Origin of the sequence: Levilactobacillus suantsaii (genome assembly GCF_014069315.1) — a bacterium.
In the GTDB taxonomy this organism is placed as follows: Bacteria; Bacillota; Bacilli; order Lactobacillales; family Lactobacillaceae; genus Levilactobacillus; species Levilactobacillus suantsaii.
Genome location: NZ_CP059603.1, coordinates 1,190,763 through 1,203,538 on the forward strand (window position 1 = coordinate 1,190,763; position 12,776 = coordinate 1,203,538).

At 49.3% G+C, this 12,776-nt stretch carries 9 protein-coding genes and 1 pseudogene; 8 read left to right on the forward strand and 2 right to left on the reverse strand.

What is annotated here, in order from left to right:
- Positions 1-14 precede the first annotated feature (14 nt).
- The 6 genes from glmU (at position 15) to H3M12_RS05480 (ending at position 7,506) form a co-directional block, all read left to right on the forward strand.
- Positions 15-1,391 carry a bifunctional UDP-N-acetylglucosamine diphosphorylase/glucosamine-1-phosphate N-acetyltransferase GlmU gene (glmU, locus tag H3M12_RS05450; protein WP_129032746.1) on the forward strand — a complete coding sequence of 459 codons (1,377 nt, stop codon included), beginning with the start codon at positions 15-17 and terminating at the stop codon, positions 1,389-1,391.
- A gap of 86 nt (positions 1,392-1,477) precedes the next feature.
- Positions 1,478-2,458 carry a ribose-phosphate diphosphokinase gene (locus tag H3M12_RS05455; protein WP_129032747.1) on the forward strand — a complete coding sequence of 327 codons (981 nt, stop codon included), beginning with the start codon at positions 1,478-1,480 and terminating at the stop codon, positions 2,456-2,458.
- 93 nt (positions 2,459-2,551) lie between these two features.
- Complete coding sequence (locus H3M12_RS05460) at positions 2,552-2,905, forward strand: DUF3899 domain-containing protein (RefSeq protein WP_129032748.1); 354 nt, start codon at positions 2,552-2,554, stop codon at positions 2,903-2,905.
- 104 nt (positions 2,906-3,009) lie between these two features.
- Entirely contained in the window at positions 3,010-3,738 is a 729-nt protein-coding gene (locus H3M12_RS05465) for a GntR family transcriptional regulator (protein ID WP_129032749.1), read from the forward strand.
- Positions 3,739-4,180: 442 nt separating this feature from the next.
- Complete coding sequence (locus H3M12_RS05475) at positions 4,181-6,640, forward strand: phosphoketolase family protein (protein WP_129032750.1); 2,460 nt, start codon at positions 4,181-4,183, stop codon at positions 6,638-6,640.
- Positions 6,641-6,990: 350 nt separating this feature from the next.
- Positions 6,991-7,506: a hypothetical protein gene (locus H3M12_RS05480; RefSeq protein WP_129032751.1), complete on the forward strand. Its 516-nt coding sequence runs from the start codon at positions 6,991-6,993 to the stop codon at positions 7,504-7,506.
- Between the two features lie 267 nt (positions 7,507-7,773).
- On the opposite strand, the pseudogene H3M12_RS05485 reads toward H3M12_RS05480, so the two are convergent.
- Both H3M12_RS05485 and H3M12_RS05490 read right to left on the reverse strand, forming a co-directional pair.
- Positions 7,774-8,004 (reverse strand): annotated as a pseudogene (locus H3M12_RS05485) (transposase); the annotation flags it as partial.
- A 163-nt stretch (positions 8,005-8,167) separates the two neighbouring features.
- Positions 8,168-9,121: an NADP-dependent oxidoreductase gene (locus H3M12_RS05490; protein ID WP_182151023.1), complete on the reverse strand. Its 954-nt coding sequence runs from the start codon at positions 9,119-9,121 to the stop codon at positions 8,168-8,170.
- A gap of 689 nt (positions 9,122-9,810) precedes the next feature.
- Between H3M12_RS05490 and H3M12_RS05495 the strand changes: the two genes are divergently transcribed.
- Positions 9,811-11,454, forward strand: a complete 1,644-nt coding sequence (locus H3M12_RS05495) for a malolactic enzyme (RefSeq protein WP_129032754.1) — start codon at positions 9,811-9,813, stop codon at positions 11,452-11,454.
- A 62-nt stretch (positions 11,455-11,516) separates the two neighbouring features.
- On the forward strand, positions 11,517-12,488 hold the full coding sequence (locus H3M12_RS05500; protein WP_182151024.1) for an AEC family transporter: 972 nt from the start codon (positions 11,517-11,519) through the stop codon (positions 12,486-12,488).
- The last annotated feature ends 288 nt before the right edge of the window (positions 12,489-12,776 follow it).

The window sequence follows — 12,776 nt, forward strand, 5'->3', positions numbered from 1 at the left end:
AGGAGATATTTGGCATGAGTACTAGAAATACGATCATTCTGGCAGCCGGTAAGGGTACCCGGATGAAGTCGAAGTTGTATAAGGTCCTCCATCAAGTTTGCGGTAAGGCCATGGTCGACCATGTCTTGACGCAAGTGGAAAAGACGCATATGGATAAGATTGTCACGGTCGTGGGTTACGGGGCCGATGAAGTCAAATCTGCCCTGGGCGACCGGACTCGCTACGTCTTGCAGGCCAAACAACTGGGGACGGGGCACGCGGTCTTACAAACGGAGCCCCTCTTAAAAGATGAAGAGGGGACGACGCTGATTGTCAGCGGCGACACCCCGTTATTCGAAGCCAAGACTTTCGAAGAACTCTTTGCTTACCATGAAGCTAAGCACGCAGCGGCCACGATTTTGACCTCGCAAGCGCCTGACCCCACTGGCTACGGGCGCATCGTGCGCAACAACATTGGTATCGTGGAAAAGATTGTGGAACAAAAGGACGCCACCTCGGAAGAACAAGAGATTCACGAAATCAACACCGGGGTCTACGTGTTTGATAACCAGAAGTTGTTCCAAGCGCTCCACGAAACGTCCAACGACAACGCCCAAGGCGAGTACTACTTAACCGACGTTATCGAAATCTTGAAGCAACGCGGGGACATCGTCGGCGCTTACCGGATGAGTAACTTCGACGAATCCATGGGCGTTAACGACCGGGTGGCGTTGGCCGCGGCCACTAAAATCATGCGCGCACGCATCAACAAGCAACACATGCAAGATGGCGTCACCCTGATTGACCCGGAGACCACCTACATCGATGCCGGCGTCAAGATTGGCCCCGACACCATCATCGAACCCGGCGTCTTGCTCAAGGGCAAGACGGTGATTGGCTCGGATTGCTATATCGGGGCACACTCCGAATTGCGCAACGCGACCTTAGCGGACCACGTGACGGTGACGTCATCCGTGTTGGAAGACTCCGACATGGCCAGCGGGTCCAACATTGGCCCGAACAGCCACTTGCGTCCAGAATCCCACATCGGCCCCAAGGTCCATCTGGGGAACTTCGTGGAAGTGAAGAAGGCTACGATTGGTGAAGGCACCAAGGTGGGTCACTTAACTTACGTGGGGAACGCCAAATTAGGACGGCATATCAACGTCGGTTGCGGTGTGGTCTTCGTGAACTACGATGGCAAGAACAAGCATGAAACGGTCGTGGGCGACGATGCCTTTATCGGGTCGAACTCCAACTTAGTTGCGCCGTTGAACGTGGCGGACCACAGTTTCATTGCGGCGGGCTCGACGATTACCGATGCCGTCAACCAGTATGACATGGCGATTGCCCGGCAACGGCAGACCAACAAACCGAACTATTATCAAAAATTACCATACCGCGGGGAATAATCGCCGGGGGAAAATCTTGTGTTTTTGCCCCGGATAACCTAAACTTATGGTAGTAATTCAGGCAGCTTTTGCTATTGGAGGAAATTATGGCTACGCAATATTTCGATCCTAAATTAAAGATCTTTGCGTTAAATTCCAACAAACCGTTAGCCGAGAAGATCGCTAGCGAGGTTGGGGTGGAACTAGGAAAAACTTCAGTGGACCGGTTCAGTGATGGTGAAATTCGTATCAACATTGAACAAAGTGTCCGGGGATGCCACGTCTACGTGATCCAATCGACGTCGGCACCAGTAAATGACAATTTGATGGAACTCTTGATTATGATCGATGCGTTGCGGCGGGCCAGTGCGGCCACCATCAACGTGGTCATCCCGTATTACGGGTATGCGCGGCAAGACCGGAAGGCCCGTTCACGGGAACCCATTACGGCTAAGCTCGTGGCCAATATGCTCCAAACGGCAGGGGTCACGCGGGTGTTGGCCTTAGACCTGCACGCCGCCCAAATCCAAGGGTTCTTCGACGTACCGGTAGACCACTTGATGGGGGCACCGTTACTGGCAGATTACTTCTTGCGTAACGGCTTAGCCGAAGACGCCGTCGTTGTTTCCCCCGATCACGGTGGGGTGACTAGAGCGCGGGCCTTGGCTGAGTTCTTAAAGGCGCCGATTGCAATTATCGACAAACGGCGGCCACGGGCCAACGTGGCCGAAATCATGAACATCATCGGGGATGTCAAGGGTAAACGTTGTATCATGATCGATGACATGATTGATACGGCTGGGACCATTACCTTAGGGGCACGAGCCTTGATGGATGCGGGGGCCGCTGAGGTCTACGCTAGTTGTACCCATCCCGTCTTGTCCGGACCAGCCATTGACCGCATCCAGGAATCACCCATCAAGAAGTTAGTGGTGACGGATTCGATTCAATTGACTGCCGATAAGCAAATTGATAAGATTGAACAGATTTCGGTCGGTCCGCTGATTGGTCAAGCTATCAAGCGGATTAATGAAAATCGGCCGGTCAGTCCGTTGTTCAAGAACCGTTTCCGGAGTCACCAGCAGTAAAAGCGACCGGAGCGGACACGATAAATCTAGATAAGATAAGGGGTCTGGGAGCTTGTCTCCGGGCCTCTTTTTTCGATAAGGAGCGGATGGTAGATGCAGAAAAATTGGCAACGGTGGGCCACGGGCGTCATCGCGGCGGGCATCCTGGTGGGCTTGGTCGCCCATATTTTAGGCCAACCTCTAATGGTGATCGGTAACCTCCTGTTCATGCTGGGACTTGCACTCATCGTGGTGGGGGCCGTGTTGATTCTAGCGCGCGGGCACCTTTTCACGGGGTGGCGACACCGGCGCAAAAAGGGCGAAGACCCCTTACCAGGTGAGCGGGTCGACGTGCACGACGTGGCTACGGTCAAGAATTCCCCGATTCAATTTAGTCCGGGGGCACGGTTCAGCTTTTTGGCGGGGTTGGGTTTGATTGTTGTGGGTATCATTTTGACGCTCTTATAGCGTTTGCCAGCGCCCGCTTGGACAAAGAACTGCCGGAAACGCCCAAACTCTGGTATACTAGCAAGATTGTAACGTGATAAATTGGGCTTTGAGGGGAGTAAATGATGACAGAATTAGTCTACCGCCGGGTGATGCGGGACCTTAAAAAACGGATTTTAAACGGGGAATTTACCACCAAAAAACTCCCAGATGAGCGCAGCTTGAGTGCGACCTATCAGGTGAGTCGCAGTACCATGAAACGCGCAATGGAGATTTTAGTCGACCAGGGCATCATCTTTAAGAAGCGGGGCGCGGGGACCTTTATTAATCCACTATACTTGAAGGATCGTTCGGCTTTTCGCTACGAAGGCAAAAACTTGGGAATTACGGATAGCTTCCAGGCCAACGGCAAACCGACCAAAAGTCGCTTGCTGGATTACCGGGTCATCCCGGCAACGGCGGAGCTCCAGCAAGAACTTTTCTTGACGGAATCGGACTTCGTGTACGAAATCAAGCGCCTACGGTTGGTGGCTGATAAGCCCGTAATTATCGAAACGGGATACATCCCGATTAAGATTTTGCCCACGTTAACGCCCGCGGTGGCCCAAAGCTCGATTTTTAGCTACGTCCAAGACGTGCAGGGACAAACGGTCAACCGCGCCTTCTTGTCGATTCACGTTCAACCGTCGACAGCGGAGGATCAAGACCTCTTGCATCTCAAGCCAATCGAACCGGTCGGAGTGATGAGTGGAATCTTCTTCTTGGACGATGGCACCCCCTTTGAAGTGTCGACTATGCGGTTACATTACCGCGACTTGAAGTACGGCACTTTCGTGAATTTGAATGAAGATTAGTCCAAACGGGACTCCTGGTGAGCAGGGGTTCCGTTTTTTGGGTAATGGTAAAAACGAACATTCAGTTAGTTGGATAGGTGGCCGAACATTCAGTGGGGGAGCAGTAAACGGAGTGGGATGGGCTTAAGCTGGTGTGCCCCGAACCTAAAATAAATTTAATTTTTAACCGTTTTCGCGTTTGTGCAACATCTTCGCGAAACAGGGCGTAAACTCAGCGTTGGGGCGAACGCGGGCTTGTAACCGATTGCGTCTAACGGCCGGGGAGACCGTGACCAATAAAATTTGGATCGTTAAATCCAAAAATTGGACCGTATCAATTTTAAAAATAGTTGACTTTTTCGCAAAAGTCCGTATGATGAAAGAATGTTCAATTAATGTCGGCGGATTCTTTCGACGACATTGTAATATTGATGCTAGTTAGTCAACGAAGGAGTGTAAATTCATGGCAGTAGATTTCGATTCCAAGTCCTACTTGGAAAAAGTTGACGCTTGGTGGCGTGCAACGACCTATCTTTCTGGTGGGATGATTTTCTTGAAAGACAACCCACTGTTTTCTGTTACCAACACACCAATCAAAAAAGAGGACGTTAAGGTTAAGCCTATCGGACACTGGGGAACCATTTCCGGTCAAACGTTCTTATACGCACATGCGAACCGTCTGATCAACAAGTACGGTTTGAACATGTTCTATATCGGTGGCCCAGGTCACGGTGGCCAAGTTATGGTCACGAACTCTTACTTGGATGGCACTTACACGGATGCTTTCCCAGAAATCACCCAGGACCTTGCCGGGATGGCAAAATTATACAAGCGGTTCTCCTTCCCAGGTGGAATTGGCTCGCATATGACGGCCCAAACCCCAGGTTCCTTGCATGAAGGTGGGGAATTAGGTTACTCCCTGTCCCACGCTACGGGTGCCGTTTTAGATAACCCAGACCAAATCGCCTTTACGGTTGTTGGTGATGGGGAAATGGAAACTGGCCCGGCCATGACGGCGTGGAACTCCATCAAGTTCTTGAACCCTAAGAACGACGGTGCTGTTTTACCAATCTTAGATTTGAACGGGTTCAAGATTTCCAACCCAACGCTCTTCTCCCGGATGGACGATGAACACATCACGAAGTTCTTTGAAGGCTTAGGCTGGTCACCACGGTTCATCGAAAACGATGATATCCATGACTACATGACTTATCACGAAAAGGCAGCGGCCGTCTTCGACCAAGCCATCGCTGATATTCAACAAATCCAAAAAGACGCCCGTGAAAACGGTAAGTACGAAGACGGCGAAATCGCCCCGTGGCCAGTTGTTGTGGCCCGCTTACCAAAGGGTTGGGGTGGCCCAACGCACAACCCAGCCGGCGAACCAATCGAAAACTCATTCCGGGCCCACCAAGTTCCGCTTGGCTTATCCCAGAACAACTTCGACGAATTACCAGAATTCGAAGCTTGGATGAACTCATACAAGCCTGCTGAATTATTCAACACCGATGGAACCTTGAAGGCTGAAGTCGCTGACTTTGCGCCTAAGGGTGACAAGCGGATGGCTGCTAACCCAATCGCCAATGGTGGTCGGCGTCGTGGCGAAAAGCCAACGTTGTTAGACTTACCAGACTGGAAGAGCTACGCCAACGACATTACCGCTGATAACCGTGGGACGAACTTGCCAGATGGCAACCAAAACATGGATATGAACGTCTTGTCGAAATTCTTCGCTGGCGTGGCCACGAAGAACCCATCATCCTTCCGGGTATTTGGCCCAGATGAAACCATGTCCAACCGGCTTTGGGAAATGTTCAAGATTACCAACCGTCAGTGGGAAAGCAAGGTCAAGGAACCAAATGACCAATACGAAGCCCCTGAAGGCCGGATCTTGGATGCTCAATTGTCCGAACACCAAGCAGAAGGCTGGTTAGAAGCTTACACCTTGACTGGTCGTCAAGGGATCTTCGCTTCTTACGAATCCTTCTTGCGGGTCGTGGACTCCATGATCACCCAACACTTCAAGTGGATCCGTCAGGCTGCTGACGAACCATGGCACAATGATTACCCATCATTGAACCTGATTTCCACTTCGACTGTGTTCCAACAAGACCACAACGGTTACACCCACCAAGATCCAGGTATCTTGACCCACTTAGCCGAAAAGAAATCCGACTTCGTGCGTCAATACCTGCCAGCCGATGCCAACTCATTATTGGCTGTCTTTGACCGGGCCTTCAAGGACCGGCAAAAGGTTAACCACATCGTGGCTTCCAAGCAACCACGGCAACAATGGTTCTCCGTTGATGAAGCCGAAGAATTGGCCACTGAAGGTATCAAGACGATCGACTGGGCTTCCACCGTTGCTGAAGGCGAAGATGCTGATATCGTCTTTGCTTCCGCTGGTGTTGAACCAACGATCGAAACCTTGGCTGCCGTTGACTTGATCAACGACGCCTTCCCAGCCGTTAAGATGCGTTACGTCAACGTGGTTGAATTAGGTCGTCTGCAAAGCAAGAACGGTCAATTGAACTCCGAACGGGCCTTGTCTGATGCCAAGTTCAGCGCATTGTTCGGTGCTTCTGGCACGCCAGTTGTCTTTGGCTTCCACGGCTACGAAGACTTAATCGAATCCATGTTCTACGAACGTCAACACTTAGGTTTACACGTGCATGGTTACCGTGAAGATGGTGACATCACCACGGCTTACGACATGCGGGTATACTCCGAGCTTGACCGGTTCCACCAAGCTAAGGATGCTGTTAGCGTCTTAGTGAACAAGGGTGTGATTGACGAAGCCGCTGCGAAGGCCTTCGACAAGAAGATGGATGACATCTTAGCTAAGCACTTTAAGGTTACGCGTGACGAAGGTCATGATATTGAAGAATTCACGAAGTGGCAATGGACGCCATTGAAGAAGTAGTCTTCAATCAAAAACTAAAGTACCGTAATGCGGACAGCTTGCTGTCATAGGTTGCGGTCATTGGACCAGGACTCCCAATGGGGGTCCTGGTTTTTGTGTCATGAAGTGACTATAGAAAAGGTGCGTCGAAAATCGAATGATCTTCGGCGCACCTTTTTGATTTGTAGCTGAGGCTCTTTGTCAATCAGTGTTGCTAAGCTTTAATTAAGTATTCGCGTCAACCAATCCCGTGATTTCAATCATGGGATTGGTTGACGCGAATACTAATACAGTGATTGACATTTACTAAGCTAGCGTGTAGTTTGACAGATGGTTGATTTTTTCTAATACATAAACGCGAGGAGCTTTACATGACAAAACATAGCAAGATTATTACTTTGTTGGCAACTGGCGCAGTGGCTTTATCAATTAGTGGTACAGCATCATACGCGCTTGGACCAATAGTAGCAAATGCGGATACTGTTGAAAATACAGCGGCCAATACCGTGAACAAAGAGTTGAGTATGGCTATTTCGCGGGTTACTCCTATTGACGTAAATGTGGCGCAAGTCGATATGGATAATGCAGAAATGTTACAACGATACAAACTTATCGATCCAATTGGCTACAGTAAAATTCCACAACCGTATATTAAAAGCCTGCTTATGGAAAATTTACTTGACCAAGGTACAACTAAATATATTAAGGAGAAACACGGTCACTATCGAATTTATATAAATAGTGCAATTGTTAAGGGGATTAAAGCTGGCTACTTGGCTGTTGCTGTTGGTTCAGCAATTGCCAGTGCAATTAGTTCTGTTCCGTCTAATCGTGGGGCATGGTTTGAGTTTAGCAAATCAGGACTAGTTAAAATGGGTAAGCAATGAATATGTCAATCAAAAGATGGATTATCTTACTGAGCATATGGTGTGTTTTATCTGCGATTTTTTTATATTGGCATGTTACGTCTATCGTTATTGGATGTACCATAGGCTGTGGACTGTATATCTACAAAGTTATCTCAAGAAAGTAAGCTATTTGAGACTTTAGGCTTCAATCCCATGTAGGGTGAGAGACCAATCCCTGATTGCTTGTCTTATTTTCATTAGCTCTTTGTCAACCAGTGTTGATGAGGAGTGCTACTGGAATCCAATTCACTTTCGAGTTGGGTTCCTTTTCTTTAGTCTGATTTTGAATTCAAGTTGAATGTGGTAACTAAAACTTTGCCAATTACGATAACCATCTGCTGTTCGCTTAATCTGTTTTATGTTGCGATTTATCCCTTCAATTGGGCCATTTGAGAGTGAACTATTAGGCATATTCTTGATTAACTGACGGTTCCTGATAAGCATTTTAAGCATCGACTCAAGCTGAGGACTGATGTTTTAAGTGTTCTTAAGACTAGGGTTTAAAGCAGTATCATCCCGTTTGTTTGTAGTACACGGGCAGTGGCCTTTTTTTCGCCTCGCAACTAAAAATGGTGTTGATGACTTTTGTCCATCAACACCAAATATCAAAGAGCCGCAATTGTTCTAACGGTTTAAATGATTAATCAGCATTCTTTTCGGGGTCAACATCAATGACCAGTTTGCCAGCACTATGGCTAGTCTCACTGTGGCGGTGGGCGTCCCGTAGGCCTGCCGTGGTGAACGGAAAGACCTGATCGATGATGACGCGTAATTGACCGGCGACGACCATGTCACCTAAAATGGCCAACTCGCGACCGTTCGGTAGGAGCCACCAACTCGACACGTCTGGGCCCTGAGCCTTTTGAGCGTCGGTGGGGGCGCCGTCGATGGTGACCAAACGACCGGTGGGTTTCAACACGGCGATGCCGTCGTCAATGGCGTTAATGGTGTCGAACACCGCGTCGTAGTCGTGGAGCACGTCGGTAATATTGGTGTCGTGGTAGTCAATGATGTGGTCGGCGCCAATCGACTTTAACAGATCGTGGTGGTCGGCACTGGCCGTCGTGGTGACCTCAGCGCCAAGCGCCTTGGCAATTTGAATGGCGTTGAGGCCGACACCACCAGCGCCGGCCTGAATCAAGACCTTTTCACCGGCTTGGACCTTCAAACGGTCATGGATAACTTGGTAGGCAGTTAGGCCGGCTAGTGGCATGGCAGCCGCTTGTTCGAAGGAGAGTTCGGCGGGCTTATGGGCCAGCTTGTCTTCCTTCACCGCGGCAAACTCGGCGTAGGTGCCGCGCCGGCCATCGGCATAGATGTCGGGGCGCGCAAATACGTCGTCGCCGACCTTAAAGTCGTGAATCTTCGCGCCGACTTTGACAATGGTTCCGGCAAGGTCCCAACCCAGGACCACGGGAAAATCCCAATCGAATTGAGACTTTAACAACCCTTGACGCGCTTTCCAGTCGATCGGGTTAATGCTGGTGGCGGCTACCGCGACCAAGACCTCGTCATCGGCAATCTCGGGTTGCGGTAAGGTCGTCATGTGTAACTCGTCGGGACTACCGTATTGATCAATAATTACTGCTTGCATGCTCAGCAGACCTCCTTGAAATCGATACCTCAGCTTAGCATTTTGGGTGGGGGAAACCAATTATTTGGTTTGTGACTCGGCTGTGAGTCGTTAACGGATTAATTAAATGCGATGGTGTGTGAGAGAGTGAGATAAAGGTTGCGGGCACATCGGACCTCGTGATTCGACAAGTTAGCGGGCTGATTAGTTGCTTTTTGAAATCGTTTCCCGTAGACTACGCTGTGACCAATCAATTACCGTATAAATAATTGTGCGGCACCATATTGTTCGCCGGACCTAGGGGCCAGTGAATTACAAATAATCGCTCGAAAGTCGACTATGAAAGCGATTTTAAGCGCTGACTGATTTAAATTAGGCCAGCAAGTTTATCTGTTATTTTTTGTAAGGGGGTCATTTATCACGAAGTGTAACTATTTTGGGCCAACTTTTCCCCAGCTTACTTGCGGTAACCAGTGAATTGGGGCAAAAGTGCGCACGCAACTTTAAAAAAACTTGAGAAATTTGTTTATGAGAATATGAGAGCAACCACATGTTAAAACAAAACCGTTGTCCTGACAGTCTTTATAAAGATAATATAAAAAACATTTATGTTATATAAGCTAATTGACTATAAATTTCTTTAGCGCGTACAGTAGCATTTGTCGTTAATTAAACCTTATAAAAAATAAGTAATTGGAGGTCATTTCAAAATGAACCAACATGCAGATCACATTCTGAACAATCCATTTCTTAACAAAGGAACAGCCTTTACTAAGGAAGAACGGCAACAGTTAGGCTTGACCGGGACCTTACCCGCTCATGTCCAAACCATTGACGAACAAACTGACCAAGCTTACGCACAATTCCAAAGCAAGACCAGCGATTTAGAAAAGCGTCTCTTCTTGATGACGCTCTTCAACGAAAACCGGACGTTATTCTTCCACTTGATGGATGAACACGTCGTGGAATTCATGCCAATCGTGTACGACCCAACGGTTGCTGATTCCATCGAACAATACAGTGAGTTATTCACGGACCCGCAAGGCACGGCCTACGTTTCTGTTGATGACCCAGACAGCATCGAAGATACTTTACGTAACGCCGCTAACGGCCGCGATATTCGCTTGCTGGTTGTGACTGACGCCGAAGGAATCCTCGGTATGGGTGACTGGGGTGTCAACGGGGCCGACATCGCCGTCGGGAAACTGATGGTCTACACGGCTGCGGCTGGAATCGACCCAGCTCAAGTCTTGCCTGTCAGCATCGACGCTGGGACCAACAACCAAAAACTACTCGATGACCCGTTGTACTTGGGGAACCGTCACGAACGTGTTTACGGTGACAAGTACTACGCCGCTATCGACAAGTTCGTTGAAGCGGAACAAAAGTTGTTCCCGAAGGCCTTACTCCACTGGGAAGACTTCGGTCGTTCCAACGCCAAGGTCATCTTGGACAAGTACCAAGACAAACTCCCAACCTTCAACGATGATATCCAGGGGACTGGGATGGTCGTTCTGGCCGGTATCTTAGGTGGCTTGAACATCACCAACGAAGATATCAAGGACCAGAAGTTCGTGATCTTCGGTTCCGGGACTGCCGGCATGGGAATCGCGAGCCAAATCTTAGACGAACTCAAGCGTTCGGGCTTAGATGACGCCGATGCGCGCAAGCACTTCTACCCAGTCGACAAGCAAGGCTTGCTCTTCACCGACACGCCGGACTTGACCGCTGCACAAAAGGAATTTGCCCGTGACCGGGCCGACTTTGACAACCCTGATGACTTGACCACGTTAGCGGCCGTTGTTAAAGCTGTCCACCCAACGGTCATGATTGGGACTTCCACGCAACCAGGCGCCTTCAGCGAAGACCTGGTCAAGGACATGGCGGCCCACACCGAGCGGCCAATGATCTTCCCATTGTCGAACCCAACCAAGTTGGCTGAAGCGAAAGCCGAAGACCTCTTGAAGTGGACTGACGGCAAGGCCTTGATTGCCACTGGGATTCCAGTTAAGGACATCGACTACAACGGCACGACCTATCACATCGGCCAAGGCAACAATGCCTTGATGTACCCTGGGTTAGGCTTTGGGTTGATTGCCTCAACGGCTAAGGTCTTAAACGGTGAAACCTTGTCGGCGGCTTGCCATGCCTTAGGTGGCTTGGTCGATGCCAGCCAACCAGGTGCGGCCGTCTTACCACCAGTTGATGACCTGACGGACTTCTCCCAGCACATCGCGGAAGTTGTCGCCCAAAGTGTTGTCGATCAAAAGTTAAACCAAGAACCAATTGAAGACGTCAAGCAAGCCGTTGCTGACTTGAAATGGATGCCAGAGTACCACTCACTGACTGACTAGGCAAGCCGGTCGGCGATAAGAGAGAGAACAAGAGAATAGATTAGAAAAGAGGGACATCACCTGTGGCTGTTTTGTGGAACTCCATTCAAAGTGTCTTAGTCGTCGTCCTCATTATGATTTTAGGCTACGTCCTACGACGACAAGGCTGGTTTGATGATAAGTTTGGAGGTACCATCTCCAAATTCATTAAAAATATCGCACTGCCCGCATCGATTTTCGTCTCGGTGCTGAGCCGCTTAACGCGGGGCCAATTGGCTTCATTTTCCGGGTACCTGGTTTACGGGTTCCTGTCCGTCATCATTGGTTACCTGATTGCGTTCCTCTTGGTCCGGATCTTAAAGGTTCGGCCCGGACGGAAGGGTATCTTTATCAACGCCTTGGTCAACGCCAACACGATTTTCATCGGGTTACCGTTGAACATCGCGTTGTTCGGGAACAAGAGTATGACGTACTTCCTGGTTTACTATATCGTGAACACGGTCTCGACTTGGGCCTTTGGGGTCTTCTTGATTTCCAACGACGACCCAACCAAGCCCAAGCATTCCGGGAATAATAAGATTGATTGGAAGAAATTGCTACCAATGCCGTTAGTTGGGTTCTTGGTTGCGTTGGTCTTCCTGTTACTCAACATTCCGATCCTGAATGTCAGCTTCATTGATTCGACGCTGACTTACGTGGGGGACTTGGTTACGCCATTGTCCTTGATCTATATCGGGATTGTCTTAGCCGATGCTGGTCTGAAGAGTATCCACTTCGACCGGGATACGATTGTGGCCCTCTTGGGTCGGTTCATCTTAGCACCAGCGATCATGGTGGGAATCATCATTGCCGCCAAGAACTTTGGCGCAACGATTCTTTCCTTAGCTTCGCAAACCTTGATTGTGCAAGCCGCAACGCCAATGTTGGCCGTGCTGCCAATCTTAGCTAACGAAGCCCACGGTGACGTGGAATACGCCACGAACATTGTGACGACCAGTACGGTACTGTTCATCGTGGTCGTACCAATCTTGATGAGTTTGATTCAATTTATGTAAGACGCCCAGCTTAGTTTCGGTGTGAGCTTAACCAATTTATTGGACCGGCAAAACTCCTAAATCGTCTCATGACCGAAACTAGACCATGATGGGTAACCACATCTAAATGATAACCACACAACGCCCCGGCGACTTCAGTGTCAGACTGAAGTCGCCGGGGCGTTGTTTAGGTCTAATCGACATTCCTTGCTTATGAAGTACTTCAATCTGGCCTCGTTCATCAAAGGGGAGTTATTGATAGTGGGTAGGCGTAGTATTCTTAAATTGGGTCATGAAAATTCCTTTCTT

Bases quoted from the DNA above. Each gene is read 5' to 3' on its own strand.
- H3M12_RS05455 (WP_129032747.1), top strand. From the start codon at position 1,478: ATGGCTACGCAATATTTCGATCCTAAATTAAAGATCTTTGCGTTAAAT.
- glmU (WP_129032746.1), top strand. From the start codon at position 15: ATGAGTACTAGAAATACGATCATTCTGGCAGCCGGTAAGGGTACCCGG.
- H3M12_RS05495 (WP_129032754.1), top strand. From the start codon at position 9,811: ATGAACCAACATGCAGATCACATTCTGAACAATCCATTTCTTAACAAA.
- H3M12_RS05460 (WP_129032748.1), top strand. From the start codon at position 2,552: ATGCAGAAAAATTGGCAACGGTGGGCCACGGGCGTCATCGCGGCGGGC.
- H3M12_RS05480 (WP_129032751.1), top strand. From the start codon at position 6,991: ATGACAAAACATAGCAAGATTATTACTTTGTTGGCAACTGGCGCAGTG.
- H3M12_RS05490 (WP_182151023.1), bottom strand. From the start codon at position 9,121: ATGCAAGCAGTAATTATTGATCAATACGGTAGTCCCGACGAGTTACAC.
- H3M12_RS05475 (WP_129032750.1), top strand. From the start codon at position 4,181: ATGGCAGTAGATTTCGATTCCAAGTCCTACTTGGAAAAAGTTGACGCT.
- H3M12_RS05465 (WP_129032749.1), top strand. From the start codon at position 3,010: ATGACAGAATTAGTCTACCGCCGGGTGATGCGGGACCTTAAAAAACGG.